This window comes from Variovorax sp. JS1663 (assembly GCF_002157355.1).
Taxonomy (GTDB): Bacteria; Pseudomonadota; Gammaproteobacteria; order Burkholderiales; family Burkholderiaceae_C; genus Variovorax.
This window is the reverse complement of record NZ_LYMK01000016.1, coordinates 61,879-76,767: the sequence shown is the minus strand read 5'-3', so window position 1 is coordinate 76,767 and position 14,889 is coordinate 61,879. Positions and strand designations below refer to the sequence as shown.

Below are 14,889 nucleotides of genomic sequence, written 5' to 3'. Positions count from 1 at the left end.
TCGAGTCGGTGTTTCGCTGTCCATGATCAGACCGGCTTCGGCGTCTGCTGCCGCATGCACACGTTGCGCTGGCTGCCAAGACCTTCGATGTCCGAGTCGATCACGTCGCCTTCCCGGAGGAAGCGGTTGTGGTGCGTGCCGTTCCCCGCAGGAGATCCGGTCGCGATGAGGTCGCCGGGCCAGAGCTGGACATGCGCGGTGATGTACTCGATCTGCCGTGCCACATCGAACAGCATGTCGGCCGTCGATTCGTCCTGCATGGTCTGCCCGTTCAGCTTCAGGGTGATCCGCAGGTTCTGCGGCTGCTGCACGAAGCATGCGGGCACGAGGACGGGGCCGAAGGGCATGAAGCTCGGGGCCGACTTGGATCTCAGCCAGTCGGTGCCAAGCATCTTGTAGTCCGTGCGGGCGATCAGGTCCCGTGCCGAGACGTCGTTCACGATCGCATAGCCGGCGACGTGATCGAGCGCCTCTTCGCGGCGCACGTTCCGGGCCGGCCGGCCGATGATGACGGCGAGCTCCAGCTCCCAGTCGGGCCTTTGGGTGGTGGCCGGGAGCATGACAGGATCGAAGGCGCCGGTGATGGCCGAAGGCAACTTCGGGAACACGTACGGCTCGCCGTGCGCCGCCCGCTCGTCCATCATGTCTTCGGCCCACTTGCGCAGCGCCGGCCCCTCGAGGCCCTCCGGCCCGACACCCATGTCAAGCGTCAGGTCGACGACGTGCTTGCGATAGTTGGCGCCGGTGCAAAGCACCTGCCGCGGCAGGTCCACGGGAGGATGCACCCGCAGGCGGGACATGGGCAGCTCGAGCCCGTGCTGCGCCGGAATCCGTTCCCGCAGTGCCTGCAGCACCGCCAGGTTGCGATCCCAGTCCTGCAGCAGGTCCAGCACGGAAGCCTGCGCCGACCAGCGGGCCCCGCAGCGCACCGCCTCGGGATGCAGCGCAGGCAGGGGCAGCACGCGATCGCCGATGCACACGGCAGCAAATCGTTCGCCTCCATCGTGCGAGAAGGTTCCCAGGGAAAACGTCGCCATCGGCCTCTCACATGAAAGGTTGGCGCGGCGTCGGCCACCAGGTGCCCTGCTCCCGCTGCCCCATCCGGTTGCGCAGGACACCGACGCCCGACACCTCCAGCTCCACGACATCGCCCGGGCCGAGGCTGCGGCCGAGCTCGAGCGCCGAGCCGTTGCCCATCGTCCCCGAGCCGATCACGTCGCCCGGCTGCACGTGGTCGCCCAGCGATACGTAGGCGATCAGTTCCTCGACGCTCCACAGCATCTCCGAGGTGTCGCCCTCGCCCCAGGTTTCGCCGTTCACCCGAACGGCCATGCGGATGCGGTCCAGGTGCGGGAACTCGTCGATCGTCGTGATCCACGGGCCGATGCCATAGGCGAAGTCCTTGCTCTTGGTCGGCCCCATGCCGATCGCGAACTCGTTGGCCTGCAGGTCGCGGGCCGAGAAGTCATTGAAGATCGTCACGCCGAACAGATGCGAGCGGGCGGTGTCGGGCGTGATGTTGTGGGCGCGCCGGCCGATGACCCAGCCGATCTCCAGCTCGTAGTCCATCTTCTCCGCGCGCTCGGGCCACGGCACTTCGGCTTCGTGCCCGATCACGGTCCAGGGGGAGCCCTTGAAGTAGCCCGGAACCTGCAGCAGGGCCGGCGCGGGCGTGAGCTTCATCCGCTCGTGGAACTGCCGGATGTGCTTCACGAAGGTGAGACCGTCGCGCACCACGGACGGATCACAGGCCGCAGCCCAATGCAGACCCTCGAACGCCCTGGAGGCATCGTCCCCGTGGCGCGCCGCCGCCTCGTGCGCCGTCTCGAGGAACTGCTCGCCGAGCGAGATGGCCGCCGACATGCTTTCGGGGAACACGGCTGAGGCGTAGCGCAGCGCAGCCTCGCGGCTCGCGCCCCGCGACTGCTGGCGCAAGACCTCCGCCGCCCGCAGATCGATGACGCGGGACTGCTCCGGCTGCACCAGGCATATGCGCTGAACCGGACCATCGAGTCCCTGCACGACAAATCTTCCGAGCTTCACGACGACTCCTGCAAACAGATGATTGCGATACTGTACGTCTCGTTTTTAACCTGACTCTCTGGTGTTTACCCTAGAGCGCGCAAGAGACAGGATGTCGGCGCATCCCATTGACGCAATCGAGGTCCGCGCCTATAGTCATTCTCGATACGATCCGTATCGTAATTTTGTCGGCAAGACGCAATCACGCACTGCGTCCCCAGCCCCCTCCTCTTCAACTCCTGGCAGCCATTCCATGAGCAAGCGCCTTCCCGTCATCATTTCCTGCGCCCTGACCGGCGCGGGAGACACCCGCACGAAGAATCCCGCCGTCCCGGCCTCACCTGGAGAGATCGCGGACCAGGCCATCGATGCTGCGCGCGCCGGCGCATCCATCGTCCACGTCCACGTGCGCGATCCGGAGACGGGAAAGTCCTCGACGAAGTTCGCCTACTACGAGGAGGTCGTGCAGCGCATCCGGGCCTCCCGCTGCGACGTGCTGATCAATCTCACGACCGGTCCGGGCACCATGCTGACGGTGCCCACCGATGCGCCGTTCCGTGTCGAATCCATCGCCGATGCCGAGCTCATGACGCCGCACGAGCGGGTCGCGCACGTGGTCAGGCTCAAGCCCGACATCTGCAGCCTCGACGTCGCCACGATGAGCTTCGGCGACGCGGTCTTCGTCAATCCCGCGAACCACCTGCGCGAGATGGCCGCGGCGATCCAATCGTGCGGCGTCACCATGGAGCTGGAGGTCTTCGACCTCGGCCATGCCCGCCTGGCAAGCCACCTGATCGCAACCGGCGCCATTCCCGAAAGCGCCTATTTCCAGCTGTGCATGTCAGTGCCCTGGGGCGCACCGGCCACGCCGACGGTTCTGGCCGAGATGCAGCGCCTGCTGCCGCCAGGCGCCCGCTGGAGCGCCTTCGGCATCGGTCCGGACCAGTTTCCCATGGTTGCCACCGCAGCCATCCTGGGCGGACACGTGCGGGTCGGTCTCGAGGACAACCTGTACATCTCGCCGGGCAAGCTTGCGCGCGACAACGCGGAGCTCGTGGCCAAGGCGGCAAGGATCATCGCGGACCTCGGCTACGAAGTCGCCACGCCCGATCACGCGCGCGCGGCGCTGCTGGGCTGAACCCAGGAAGCACGCGAGATGCCCGAAACCCTGCCGGCTGCCGACAATCCCACGCGAGCGTACATGGCAGACGCGGTGGCTTCCGGACGCCGGCATGTTCCCCTGACGGTGAATCCCGCACTGGCCAGTCTGTCGGCGCTGCTGGTGGAGAGCGCGGGGAAGGAGCTGGTGATCAGGTTCACCGCACCACGGACCGCGACGCAAGGCAACGGCGTGGTGGGCGGCGGCACGCTGGCGAACATGCTCGATCTGGCCATGGCCATGAGCGTCCTCTCGCAGCTGAAGCCCGGCTACACATGCACGACCATCAGCCTGACCGTCAACATGCAAAGCGCGGGCCAGGAAGGTCATTTCATCGCCGTGGCGGAGGCGGACAGGGTCGGGCGGCAGATCGCCTTCGCGCACGCGAAACTTTATGACGCAGGGCGCTCCCGCCTCGTCGCGAACGCGACCTCGGCACTCGCAGTCATGCCGGTGCGGCCGTAGCGCGCATTCGCTCAGATCCACGACTGGATGTCAGCTCCTTGACGGACTCGCGTCAGACCACCAGAGACGCCGAGCGCTATTCACAAAGGCCTGACGTTGAAGAGGTGAGACCTTTCACGCCAGCGGCGGCAAGCGATCCAGCAGCTTGTCCAGCGTGATCGGGTAGTTGCGCACCCGCACGCCCGTCGCGTTGTAGACGGCATTGGCCACCGCGGCGGCCACGCCGCAGATGCCGAGTTCCCCGACGCCCTTCGCCTTCATCGGCGACGAGATCGGGTCCGTCTCGTCCATGAAGATCACCTCCTGGTGCGGAATGTCCGCATGCACCGGCACCTCGTAGCCGGCCAGGTCGTGGTTGACGAAGAAGCCATGCCGCTTGTCCAGCGCCAGCTCTTCCATCAAGGCACCGCCGACCCCCATGGTCATGGCACCGATCACCTGGCTGCGGGCCGCCTTGGGGTTCAGGATGCGCCCTGCAGCGCAGACCGCCAGCATGCGCCGCACGCGGATCTCGCCGGTGACCGCATCGACGCCCACCTCCACGAAATGCGCGCCGAAGGTGGACTGCTGGTACTTCTTGTCGAGATCGCCGTACTCGATGCCGTCCTCCGCCACCAGGCCGCCTGCGCCCGCTGCCTGGGCCAGCGGCACCGAGCGGCCACCGGCGCGCACCATGCCGTCCGAGAACTCCGCATCAGGCCCCGCGACACCGAGCTTGCGCACCACCGCTTCGCGCAGCTTCATGCACGCGGCGAAGACGCCCGCGGTCGAGTTGTTGGCACCCCACTGTCCACCGGAACCGCATGAGACCGGATAGGCCGAGTCGCCCAGGCGCACGCGGACCTTGTCGAGCGGCACTCCCATCGTTTCGGCGGCGGTCTGCGCGATGATGGTGTACGAGCCCGTGCCGATGTCGGTCATGTCGGTCTCCACCGTGACGATGCCCTGGCTGTCCAGGCGCACGCGCGCGGCCGACTTGGTCAGCAGGTTGTTGCGGAACGCCGCGGCGACGCCCATGCCCACGAGCCAGCGGCCCTCGCGCTGCTGCCCAGGTGCGGGCTTGCGCCTGCTCCAGCCGAAGCGTTCGGCCCCCGTGCGCATGCACTCGATCAGCCTGCGCTGCGAGAACGGGCGTTCCGGTTTTTCGGGATCGACCTGCGTGTCGTTCAGCACCCGGAACTCGATCGGATCGAGGCCGAGCTTCTCCGCCATCTCGTCCATCGCGATCTCCAGCGCCATCAAGCCCGGCGCCTCGCCGGGCGCCCGCATGGCATTGCCCTCGGGCAGGTCCAGCACCGCCAGCCGCGTGGTCGTCAGGCGGTTCGCGCCCGCGTACATCAGCCGGGTCTGGTTGACGGCCGTTTCCGGCTGCCCGTTCGGCAGGTCGCCGGACCAGCCCTCATGGGCGATGGCGGTGATCTTCCCGTCCCGCGTCGCGCCCATGCGGATGCGCTGGACGGTCGCCGGCCGGTGCGTGGTGTTGTTCATCATCAAAGGCCGCTGCAGCGCCACTTTCACAGGCCGCCGCGCCGCGCGCGCGCCCAGTGCGGCCAGCAGCGCGTCCGCCCTGACGAACAGCTTGCCGCCGAAGCCGCCGCCGATGAAGGGCGAGACCAGGCGCACGTTGGCCTTCGGGATGCCAAGCGTCTTGGCCACGTCGCCGGCACCCCAGGCGATCATCTGGTTCGATGTCCAGATGGTGAGCTTCTCGCCCTTCCATGCCGCGATCGAGGCGTGGGGCTCCATCATGGCGTGCGACTCGTCCGGCGTGGCGTAGCGCGCATCCAGCTGCACGGGGGCCGCGGCGAATGCGGCCGCGAAGTCGCCCGCCTTCGTTTCCGGCGGACCTGTGAAGTCATTGGCCTTCGGCATCTGCGCCGCATCCATCTCCGCAGCCAGGTCGAAGCGGCCCGGCGCACGCGTGTACTCGATGCGCACCAGCTGCGCCGCGGCGCGCGCCTGCTCGAAGGTGTTGGCCACGACCAGGGCGACCGCCTGGTGGTAGTGGTCGATCTCCGGCCCTGCCAGCAATTTCGCAGTGTTGAAGTCGCCCTTGCCGAGCTTGCCGGCATTGCGCGCGGTGACGATCGCCAGCACGCCGGGCGAGGCCCGCGCGGCGCCGAGGTCCATCGAGGCGATGCGCCCCTTCGCGACGCCAGCGCCGACGACGTACCCATACGCGGCGCGCGGAAGCTCGGCGTTGCGCTCGTAGGCGTAGCGTGCCGTTCCCGTGGTCTTGGCCGGCCCGTCGATCCGGTCCGTCGGCTTCCCGATGACCTTCAGCTGGTCGATGGGATTGGTCGTGGCGGGTGTATCGAACTTCATGGTCAGCTCCTCCCTTGCTCGATGGCCGCTGCCAGGACGCGCTCGGCCAGCGGCAGCTTGAAGGCGTTCTCGTGGGTCGGCTGCGCCTGTGCGAAGAGCCGCGACGTGACGGCCCTGGCGCCCTGCGGCATGGCGGATTCCGCGGCCTCCATCCGCCACGGCCTGTGCGCGACGCCGCCGAATGCCGCCCGGCCCGATCCGTCCCGCTGCACGATGGCGGCGACGGACACGAGCGCGAAGGCATAGGAAGCGCGGTCGCGCACCTTGCGGTAGACGTGCGTGCCGCCGACCGGCCGCGGCAGCGTCACCCCGGTGATGAGCTCGCCCTGCTCCAGCACCGTCTCGACGTGCGGGGTGTCCCCCGGCAGGCGGTGGAAGTCGGCGATCGGGATCACGCGGGTGCGGCCGTCGGGCCGGACGGTCTCGACGGACGCGTCCAGCACGCGCATGGCCACGGCCATGTCGCTGGGATTCGTCGCGATGCAGGCCTGGCTGGCGCCGACCACCGCGAGCTGCCGCGTCACGCCGCCGATCGCGCTGCAGCCACTGCCGGGGCGCCGCTTGTTGCACGGCTGGTCCGTGTCGTAGAAATAGGGGCAGCGCGTGCGCTGCAGCAGGTTGCCCGCGGTGGTCGCCTTGTTGCGCAGCTGGCCCGAGGCACCGGCCAGCAGGGCGCGCGAGAGCACGCCGTAGTCGCGCCGCACGCGCTCGTCGGCGGCCAGGTCGGTGTTGCGCACCAGGGCGCCGATGCGCAGGCCGCCTTCGGGCAGCGCTTCGATGCGGTCCAACGAGAGGCCGTTCACGTCGACCAGGTGCGCCGGCGCCTCGATCTGCAGCTTCATCAGGTCGAGCAGGTTGGTGCCACCGGCGATGAACTTCGCGCCCGGGTGGCTGGCGATGGCGGCTGCGGCTTGCGCGGGGGACTGCGCGCGTTCGTAGGTGAAGGGCTTCATGACCTGCTCCCCGCCACTTCGGTGATGGCATCGACGATGTTGGAGTAGGCGCCGCAGCGGCAGATGTTGCCGCTCATGCGCTCGCGCAGTTCCTCGGCGGACAGCACCGGGCGCGCGGCGAGATCGGCGCTGACATGGCTGGGGACGCCGCGCCTGATCTCGTCGAGCACGCCCACCGCCGAGCAGATCTGGCCGGGCGTGCAGTAGCCGCACTGGTAGCCGTCGTGCTTGACGAACGCGGCTTGCAGCGGGTGCATGTTCTGCGGCGTGCCGAGGCCCTCGATGGTCGTGACCTGGGCGCCTTCGTGCATGACGGCCAGCGTCAGGCAGGCATTGATCCGACGTCCATCGACAATGACCGTGCAGGCGCCGCACTGGCCGTGGTCGCAGCCCTTCTTGGTGCCGGTCAGGTTCAGGTGCTCGCGCAGCGCATCGAGCAAGGTCGTTCGCGTATCGAGGTCGAGCGCGTGGGCCTGGCCGTTGACGGTCAGCGAGAGCTTCATCCGGGGCACTGTTGCATCGGAGGGCACGGCCGGGGCCGGCGCGGGCGCCGCGGGTGCGGAGGATGACACCGCCGCCGCGGCGGCACCGGCGATGAGGGCATCGCGTCGCGAGATCAAGGGGATCGTGGAACTGTTCATCGGGGCTCCTGTCGTGGTCGGGTTCTGGGGGTTCTACCGGTTTTGCGTGGCCACTGTCCTGAAGGGGCGAAGCGCACTGGGCGCCGATCAGGCGCCGGCTGTTGTCGGAATGAGGCAGCAAGTCTTGAAAGAAGAGCGCGCATGGACCGTCTGTCCGCCGTGCCTTCAGAGTTGGCCGCCGGGCACCCTGTGCGCCCGGCGCCACACTCGTTACGATCGCCGCCAGGAGACAACACATTCGCAGTCCCCGTCCGAAGGGCGAAGACATGGCAACAAGCGGACTTTCGATGCTGGACCCCCTGGGCATGTGGCGCGATGCGCTGAGCCAGTGGGAGAACCGCACCAACCAGGTGGCCAACAAGGAGATGAAGTCCGAGGACTTCGCCCGTGCCGCCAACGCCCTGCTGGGCATGTCGCTGGGCCTGCAGCAGGCGCTCGGCAAGGCCAACAGCACCCTGCTCAAGGAATTGAACCTGCCCAGCCGTGCCGAGCTGCTGGCGTTGGACGAGCGCCTGCAGCGCATCGAAGAGCAGTTGGCGCTGCTGGCGCGGCAATGGGGGGCGGCCGGCCCGGCAGAGGCCAAGCCCACCATGCCGCCCCGCACACGGCGGCCTGCGCCGGCTGCCGCTGCGACGGGTGGGGCTGTGGGTGCCCCGCCGCAGCCCCCCGCCCACGCCGGCGAGACCGCTGCGGCAACGCCCAGAAGCACCCCTCGCAAGCCGGCAGCCAAGGCCAAGCCCGCGGCCGGCAAGCCAGCCGCACGCAAGGCGCGCCGAACATGAGCACGACCCGTCCCACCGCCAAGGCAGCAGCCGCGCCCCAGTCCGCCAGCCCGGACGCCGATTGGGTCGCCCGTGCGCGCGACGAGATCGATCGCGCCGTCCAACGCAGCATCAAGGGGGTGAACTATCTCGGCGCCGGTGCCGCGACGGTGGGCACCACGCCCAAGGACGTGATCCACAAGCAGGGCACGCTGAGCCTCTACCACTACCGGCCCCAGGCCGACGAGATCTACCGGGTGCCGCTGCTGCTGGTCATGGCGACCACCAACAAGGCCTACATCTTCGACCTGGCACCCGGGCAGAGCCTGGTGGAGCACCTGCTGAAGTGCGGCTACGACGTCTACGTGATGGACTGGAGCCCCCCGCGGCCCGAAGAGGCCGGCCTGCGCCTGGAGGACTACACCCAGCGCTTCATCCCCGACTGCGTGCGCCGGGTGCAGGAGGATTCGGGGGTGGACGACGTGAGCATCGTCGGCTACTGCATGGGCGGCGTGCTCTCCCTCATCTACGCCGCGCTGCACGCCGACGGGCCGATGCGCAACCTGGTGTGCTTCACCACGCCGGTGGACTTCAGCAAAATGGCGCTGTTCCAGGCCTGGTCGGACCGCCGGCACTTCGACGCGGACCGGATGGTCGGTGCGGACGGCATCGTGTCCGCGCAGCTGATCACGGGCGGCTTCGACGCGCTGCGCCCCACGGGGCGCGTCACCGGCACGCTGCGGCTGTGGGACAACCTCTGGAACGACGAGTACGTGCGCCAGTACCGCATGATGGACCGCTGGGGCACCGAGACGCTGCCGCTGGCCGGCACCTATTTCAAGCAGACCGTCCAGCTGCTGATGTGGGACAACGCACTCTTCCAGGGCACGCTGAAGGTCGGCGGCCAGCGCGTCGACCTGGGCCGCATCCGCGTGCCGCTGCTGTCCGTGGTGGCCGAGCACGACCACATCGTGCCCTACGACTGCGCGCACCCGCTGATGGACAAGGTCGCCTCCACCGACAAGGAAGAGGTGATGCTCAAGGGCGGTCACGTCAGCCTGGTGGCGGGGCCCAATGCGGTCAAGCGCATGTGGCCCAAGCTCGATCAATGGCTGGGAGAACGATCCGTATGAACAGCAAGCAAGCCGACGCACCAGCGCCCGATGCCCGCCGCTATCCGCGCAGCTTCGAGGCCGAAGGCAAGACCGTGGAGATCGACGAGTTGCGCGCCGCCGACGAGGCCGCGCTGCTGGCCTTTGCGCAGGCGCTGCCTGCGCACGACCTGCTCTTCACCTACCGGGACATCAGCCAGCCGCGGGTGATCAAGGCCTGGCTGCGCGAGGCGGTCGAGCGCCGGCGCATGCCGAGCCTGGTGGCCCGGCTGGACGGACAGGTCATCGGCTGCTCCGCGCTGATCCACGACGACCTGTCGTGGTCCCCGCACGTGGGCGAACTGCGCGTGGTGGTCGGCCCGCAGGCGCGTGGCCTGGGCCTGGGGCGTCAGCTGGTGCAGGACAGCTTCGCCCAGGCGCTCGCGCTGGGGCTGGAGAAGCTCACCGCCCAGATGACCACCGACCAGCGCGGCTCCATCTCCATGTTCGAGAGCCTGGGCTTCCGGCCCGAAGCGCTGCTCGCAGGCCACGTGCGCGGCCGCGACGGCGCCAAGCATGACGTCGTGGTGCTGAGCCACGACGTGGCCGAGGTGGCTGCCCGGCTCACCGCCTACGGCGTGGGCGCCTAGCCTGGCAGCGGCCCGCTTCCATCCATCACCACTCAGAGGAGACCAAGACCATGGATCTGGGCGCAATGCTCAAGGGCAAGGGCGTGCTCGTCACCGGCGCGTCGAGCGGGCTGGGTGCGCACTTCGCACAGGTGGCGGCACGCAACGGCGCACGCGTGGTGATCGCGGCGCGGCGCAAGGCCAAGCTCGATGCACTGGCGCAGGAGCTGAAGGGCCTCGGCGCGCAGCGCGTGCTCGCGGTGGAGATGGACGTGGGCAGCGACACCGCCATCCACGCGGCTTTCGACGCCATCGAGGCGGACGGGGGTCCGGTGGACGTGGTGGTCAACAACGCCGGCGTCGGCGGCGAAGGCGCGGCCATCGACATGAGCGCGGCCGACTTCGACGCGACCGTGCAGACCAACCTGCGCGGCGTGTGGCTGACCGCCACCGAGGCGGCCCGGCGCTGGCGCACGGCGAAGCAAGGTGGATCCATCATCAACGTCGCCTCCATTCTCGGCGAACGCGTCGCGCACTTCGTGGTGCCTTATGCGGCCACCAAGGCCGCTGTCATCCAGATGACCAAGGGCCTGGCGCTCGAATGGGCGCGCTACGGCATCCGCGTCAACGCGCTGGCGCCGGGCCACATCCGCACCGACATCAACGACGCTTTCTTCGCTACCCAGGCCGGGCAGGACATGATCAAGCGCATGCCGATGCGCCGGCTCGGCAAGGCCGAGGAGCTGGACGGCGCCTACCTGCTGCTGGCCACGGAGGCCTCGTCCTGGATGACCGGCACGGTGATCGCGGTGGACGGCGGGCACCTGGTCTCGTCCCTGTGAGCCCCCGCGTCACGAACGAACGCCCTGTCCGCTGAAGGCGCTCTCAGTCCAGCGTGATCCCGCCCATGTCCTTGACCACCTTGCCCCAGCGGGTGGTGTCGGCGCGCACCAGCTCATCGAACTTGGCACCCGACAGGCCCGTGGCTTCATAGCCCAGCTCGGCCATGCTGGCCTTGAGCTCGGGGGTCTGCAGCACCTTGTTGAGGGTGCTGCCCAGCTTGTCGACGACGTTCTTGGGTGCCTTCGCCGGCGCGAAGACGCCCAGCCAGCCCGTCATGCCCGCGAGCTCCGGCAGCCCGGCTTCGCCGAAGGTGGGCACGTCGGGCAGTGCGGCGGCCCGCTTGGTGCCGGTCTGCGCCAGCGCGCGCACCTTGCCGCCCTTGATGAGGCCGGCCGAGGAGCCCAGGTCGGCGATGACCGACGTGATCTGCCCGCCCATCAGGTCGGTCAGCGCGGGCGCGGCGCCCTTGAAGGGCACGTGCATGAGCTCGATCTTGGCCTCCTTGGCAACGGCGGTGCCCAGCAGGTGGCCGGTGGTGCCGTTGCCGTAGGAACCGAAAGTCGCGCTGCCCGGCTTGGCCTTGGCTGCCGCCGTGAATTCGGCCAGCGTCTTGGCGGGATTGTTCGCGTTCACCAGCAGCAGCAGCGGGGTGTTGCCAGCCTGCGCCACGGGCTGCAGGTCCTTGGACGGGTCGTAGGGCAGCTTCTTGTAGACGTGCGGGTTGACGTTGATCGACGAGCCCGCGGTGAAGAGGATGGTGTAGCCGTCGCCCGGCGCCTTGGCCACCGCATCGAGCCCGATGATGGCGCCCGCGCCCGGGCGGTTGTCGACGGTGACGGGCTGGCCCAGCGCGTCGCTCAGCTTGCGGCCCACCTGGCGCGCGATCGCGTCGACGCCGCCGCCGGCCGCATAGGGCACGACCATGCGGATGGCGCGGCTGGGGTAGTTGTCCTGCGCGGCGGCGGGGACGGTGCCCCACACGCCGGCCGCGCTCAGCGCGGCGGCGGTGATGAAAGTGGATCGCTTCACGGTCTGTCTCCAGAATCGGCGGCCGTTGTGCCGGCCGCATCGGTTGAACCCGGATGTTCGGCCGCCCGGCGCGCCCGACCAAGGGGGCGGACGGTCACAAAGGGGTTCACGCCGGACAGCCCGGCCTGCACGCCCCGGCGGCGCTCAGCGCCGAAAGTCGCTCGGGCTGCGCTGCGTCCAACGCCGAAAGGCGTGACGGAAATTGGCCGCGTCGCTGAAGCCCAGGGTGCCGGCGATGTCGTCGATGCTCATGCGCGTGTTGCGCAGGTACTCCTTGGCCAGGTGGCTGCGCACGTCGTCCAGGATCTCCTTGTAAGAGGTGCCCTGCTGCGTCAGGTGGCGGCGCAGCGTGCGCGAGCTGGTGTTGAGCTTGTGCGCCAGGGCCTCCATGTCGTCGAACTGGCCCGGCGTCTCCATGAGCAGGTTGTAGACGCGGCGCGTCACGCCGCTCGCGGTCTTGGCCTCCACCAGCATGCGTTCGCAGACCTCGGCGGCCATCGCGACGGTGATCGGATTGCGGTAGGCGGCCGGCTGGTCCAACTGCGAAGCCGGGTAGCGCAATTCGTTGAAGGGCTGGTCGAACGCGCAGTCGCAGCCGAAGTAGGTGCTGTAGAGCCTGGCGTGGACAGGCTTCGGGTAGCGCACGCGCAGGCGGCTCAGGCGAAAGTCGGGCCCGAGCATGTCGCGCGCCAGGGTCTGGTGGATGCCGAACTGGAACTCGATCAGGAAGCGGTACAGCGGATCGTGCAGATCCAGGCCCGACACCTCGTCGAAGCTCCACACGCCCTCGCCGTCCTCCTCGCGAAAGCGCAGCGACACGGCCGGCGTGGCGAGCCGGTGAAAGCGCGTGGCCATCTGCGTGACTTCGCGCAGCGTGCTGCAGCACAGCAAGGCATAGCCGTACATGCCGTAGCTCGACACGCGCATGCGGCTGCCGGCGCGAAAGGGCAGCTCCGGATCGGACGTGGCTGCCATGGCGTTGCGGCACACGGTCATGAACTGGCGGATCGAGGTCTTGAGCGAGGAACTCTGCAGCTCGCCGGCCTGCAGGCCGGTGCGCGCCAGCGCGGTCTCGGCGGGCACACCGGACTCGCTCAGTGTTTCCACCAAGGTCGCGATCTTGTAGGGGGGATAGACGCGCTCGTCGGCCAGCGGCAATGGCGTGGAAGTGGGAAGCACAGTACGCTGGATGGGGCTGGATGGCTGTCCGGAACTCACCCCATCTTAGCCGCTGCGCACCTGTCGGCCCCCCGGGACTTACTCGCAGAATCCCGCAAAGCAAGGAGACACGACCCCGTGACAGACGCCCTCATCGAACGGGCCCCCTCGGCCTACGCCTACCCGCTTCTGATCCGGCAGCTCCTGCATGCGCCGCTGGTTCATTCGGGCGACCAGGAAATCGTCTACCGCGACCTGAAGCGGTACGACTACCGCACCCTGCGCGAACGCATCGCCCGCCTGGCCAATGCGCTGGCCGCACAGGGCGTGGGACACGGCGACGTGGTGGCCGTGATGGACTGGGACAGCCACCGCTACCTCGAGGCCTACTTCGCGGTGCCGATGATGGGCGCCACCCTCATGACGGTGAACGTGCGCCTCTCGCCCGAGCAGATCCTCTACACGCTGGAGCATTCGGGCGCCAGGGTGCTGATGGTGAACGCGGAGTTCGCGCCGGTGGTCGCCGAACTGCGGCCCAAGCTGACGAAGGTGGCGCACCTCGTCCTGCTCCAGGATGGCGACGCGCCGCCGGCCGGCTCACTTTCCTTCGCCGGCGGGTACGAGGCGCTCCTGGCGGCGGCCTCGCCGACACGCGAGTTCGGCGACTTCGACGAGAACACGCGCGCGACCGTGTTCTACACGACCGGCACCACGGGCCTGCCCAAGGGCGTCTCCTTCAGCCACCGCCAGCTCGTGCTGCATACGCTCGCGACCATGGGCTTCATGGCCTCGAGCCACCCCGGGCAGAACCTGCACCGCGGCGACGTGTACATGCCCATCACGCCGATGTTCCACGTGCATGCCTGGGGCCTGCCCTACGTGGCGACCGCGCTCGGGCTCAAGCAGGTCTATCCCGGCCGCTACGAACCCGCCGTGTTGCTGAAGCTGCGCCACGCCGAGGGCGTGAGCTTCTCGCACTGCGTGCCGACCATCCTGCAGATGCTGCTCAACGTGCCGGCCGAGCAGGCGGGCGACCTCCGCGGCTGGAAGATGGTGATCGGCGGCTCGGCCCTGAGCACCGCGCTGGCGGGCGCCGCGCTGGCGCGCGGCATGGACGTGTGGGCGGGCTACGGCATGTCGGAAACCTGCCCGACGCTGTCGCAGTCGCAGTTGGCGGGCGACATGACGACGCTGCCGGAGGACGCGCAGCTCGCCCAGCGCTGCCGCTCGGGCATGCCGCTGCCGCTGGTCGACATGCAGATCGTCGACGGCGACATGAACCCGCTGCCGCGCGACGGCCAGGCCACCGGCGAGATCGTAGTGCGCGCGCCCTGGCTCACGCAGGCCTACTTCCACAACCCGGAGGCCTCGGACGCGTTGTGGGAGGGCGGCTACCTGCACACCCAGGACATCGGCAGCATCGGCCCGGACGGCTACCTGCTGATCACCGACCGCCTCAAGGACGTGATCAAGAGCGGCGGCGAATGGGTGTCGTCCATCGCCGTGGAAGACCTGCTGCTCCAGCATGCGGCCGTGGCCGAGGCGGCCGTGTTCGGCGTCAAGGACGACAAGTGGGGCGAGCGCCCCGTCGCGCTGGTGGTGCGGCGTGCCGGGCAGGACGTGGACGATGCCGCGCTCAAGAAGCACCTGATGGGCTTCGTGGACCAGGGGCGGATCTCCAAGTTCGCCGTGCCATCGAACATCCGCTTCGTCGACGCGATTGCCAAGACCAGCGTGGGCAAGATCAACAAGCGGGCCCTGCGCGAGCAGTACGCCGCCGGCTGAGGCCGCGCCGCGCGAGGCCCTTCCAACG

14 protein-coding genes are annotated in these 14,889 nt (G+C 68.8%); 7 read left to right on the top strand and 7 right to left on the bottom strand.

Going from position 1 to position 14,889, the window contains the following annotated elements:
- Positions 1–26 precede the first annotated feature (26 nt).
- Positions 27–1,037, bottom strand: coding sequence for a fumarylacetoacetate hydrolase family protein (locus A8M77_RS15405; RefSeq protein ID WP_086922382.1), 1,011 nt, complete (start codon positions 1,035–1,037; stop codon positions 27–29).
- A gap of 7 nt (positions 1,038–1,044) precedes the next feature.
- Positions 1,045–2,043, bottom strand: a complete 999-nt coding sequence (locus A8M77_RS15400; protein ID WP_238136835.1) for a fumarylacetoacetate hydrolase family protein — start codon at positions 2,041–2,043, stop codon at positions 1,045–1,047.
- A gap of 232 nt (positions 2,044–2,275) precedes the next feature.
- On the opposite strand from A8M77_RS15400, the gene A8M77_RS15395 reads away from it, so the two are divergent.
- Together A8M77_RS15395 and A8M77_RS15390 are read left to right on the top strand one after the other, a co-directional pair.
- On the top strand, positions 2,276–3,160 hold the full coding sequence (locus A8M77_RS15395; protein WP_086922381.1) for a 3-keto-5-aminohexanoate cleavage protein: 885 nt from the start codon (positions 2,276–2,278) through the stop codon (positions 3,158–3,160).
- 18 nt (positions 3,161–3,178) lie between these two features.
- On the top strand, positions 3,179–3,646 hold the full coding sequence (locus tag A8M77_RS15390; protein ID WP_086922380.1) for a PaaI family thioesterase: 468 nt from the start codon (positions 3,179–3,181) through the stop codon (positions 3,644–3,646).
- 114 nt (positions 3,647–3,760) lie between these two features.
- Here the strand turns inward: A8M77_RS15390 and paoC are convergent, their stop codons facing one another.
- The 3 genes from paoC to paoA are packed head-to-tail and all read right to left on the bottom strand — an operon-like array spanning position 3,761 to position 7,565.
- Complete coding sequence (gene paoC, locus A8M77_RS15385; protein ID WP_086922379.1) at positions 3,761–5,971, bottom strand: aldehyde oxidoreductase molybdenum-binding subunit PaoC; 2,211 nt, start codon at positions 5,969–5,971, stop codon at positions 3,761–3,763.
- A gap of 2 nt (positions 5,972–5,973) precedes the next feature.
- Entirely contained in the window at positions 5,974–6,924 is a 951-nt protein-coding gene (locus A8M77_RS15380) for an FAD binding domain-containing protein (RefSeq protein WP_086922378.1), read from the bottom strand.
- Positions 6,921–7,565, bottom strand: coding sequence for an aldehyde dehydrogenase iron-sulfur subunit PaoA (paoA, locus tag A8M77_RS15375; RefSeq protein WP_086922377.1), 645 nt, complete (start codon positions 7,563–7,565; stop codon positions 6,921–6,923). Before paoA ends, A8M77_RS15380 begins: the two co-directional genes overlap by 4 nt.
- 287 nt (positions 7,566–7,852) lie before the next feature.
- Here paoA and A8M77_RS15370 point away from each other — a divergent pair, with 287 nt between their 5' ends.
- From A8M77_RS15370 to A8M77_RS15355, 4 genes are read left to right on the top strand one after another with little or no spacing between them, the layout of a single operon-like run.
- Positions 7,853–8,347: a hypothetical protein gene (locus tag A8M77_RS15370; protein ID WP_086922376.1), complete on the top strand. Its 495-nt coding sequence runs from the start codon at positions 7,853–7,855 to the stop codon at positions 8,345–8,347.
- A complete protein-coding gene (locus A8M77_RS15365) occupies positions 8,344–9,459 on the top strand; it encodes a PHA/PHB synthase family protein (RefSeq protein WP_086922375.1) in 1,116 nt (371 codons plus the stop codon). Before A8M77_RS15370 ends, A8M77_RS15365 begins: the two co-directional genes overlap by 4 nt.
- On the top strand, positions 9,456–10,067 hold the full coding sequence (locus tag A8M77_RS15360; protein ID WP_086922374.1) for a GNAT family N-acetyltransferase: 612 nt from the start codon (positions 9,456–9,458) through the stop codon (positions 10,065–10,067). The genes A8M77_RS15365 and A8M77_RS15360 overlap by 4 nt, the downstream gene beginning before the upstream one ends.
- Positions 10,068–10,117: 50 nt before the next feature.
- Positions 10,118–10,888: an SDR family NAD(P)-dependent oxidoreductase gene (locus A8M77_RS15355; protein ID WP_086922373.1), complete on the top strand. Its 771-nt coding sequence runs from the start codon at positions 10,118–10,120 to the stop codon at positions 10,886–10,888.
- Positions 10,889–10,931: 43 nt separating this feature from the next.
- Here A8M77_RS15355 and A8M77_RS15350 read toward each other — a convergent pair whose 3' ends face one another.
- Positions 10,932–11,918 (bottom strand): Bug family tripartite tricarboxylate transporter substrate binding protein, encoded by a 987-nt coding sequence (locus A8M77_RS15350; RefSeq protein ID WP_086922372.1) that lies wholly within the window; start codon positions 11,916–11,918, stop codon positions 10,932–10,934.
- 144 nt (positions 11,919–12,062) lie between these two features.
- Complete coding sequence (locus A8M77_RS15345; RefSeq protein ID WP_158100936.1) at positions 12,063–13,097, bottom strand: AraC family transcriptional regulator; 1,035 nt, start codon at positions 13,095–13,097, stop codon at positions 12,063–12,065.
- A gap of 117 nt (positions 13,098–13,214) precedes the next feature.
- Between A8M77_RS15345 and A8M77_RS15340 the strand changes: the two genes are divergently transcribed.
- The gene (locus A8M77_RS15340; protein ID WP_202820629.1) at positions 13,215–14,861 is read left to right on the top strand and encodes a fatty acid--CoA ligase; all 1,647 of its coding nucleotides are present in this window, start codon (positions 13,215–13,217) and stop codon (positions 14,859–14,861) included.
- The last annotated feature ends 28 nt before the right edge of the window (positions 14,862–14,889 follow it).

Bases quoted from the DNA above. Each gene is read 5' to 3' on its own strand.
- A8M77_RS15405 (WP_086922382.1), bottom strand. From the start codon at position 1,037: ATGGCGACGTTTTCCCTGGGAACCTTCTCGCACGATGGAGGCGAACGA.
- A8M77_RS15395 (WP_086922381.1), top strand. From the start codon at position 2,276: ATGAGCAAGCGCCTTCCCGTCATCATTTCCTGCGCCCTGACCGGCGCG.
- A8M77_RS15390 (WP_086922380.1), top strand. From the start codon at position 3,179: ATGCCCGAAACCCTGCCGGCTGCCGACAATCCCACGCGAGCGTACATG.
- paoC (WP_086922379.1), bottom strand. From the start codon at position 5,971: ATGAAGTTCGATACACCCGCCACGACCAATCCCATCGACCAGCTGAAG.
- A8M77_RS15380 (WP_086922378.1), bottom strand. From the start codon at position 6,924: ATGAAGCCCTTCACCTACGAACGCGCGCAGTCCCCCGCGCAAGCCGCA.
- paoA (WP_086922377.1), bottom strand. From the start codon at position 7,565: ATGAACAGTTCCACGATCCCCTTGATCTCGCGACGCGATGCCCTCATC.
- A8M77_RS15370 (WP_086922376.1), top strand. From the start codon at position 7,853: ATGCTGGACCCCCTGGGCATGTGGCGCGATGCGCTGAGCCAGTGGGAG.
- A8M77_RS15365 (WP_086922375.1), top strand. From the start codon at position 8,344: ATGAGCACGACCCGTCCCACCGCCAAGGCAGCAGCCGCGCCCCAGTCC.
- A8M77_RS15360 (WP_086922374.1), top strand. From the start codon at position 9,456: ATGAACAGCAAGCAAGCCGACGCACCAGCGCCCGATGCCCGCCGCTAT.
- A8M77_RS15355 (WP_086922373.1), top strand. From the start codon at position 10,118: ATGGATCTGGGCGCAATGCTCAAGGGCAAGGGCGTGCTCGTCACCGGC.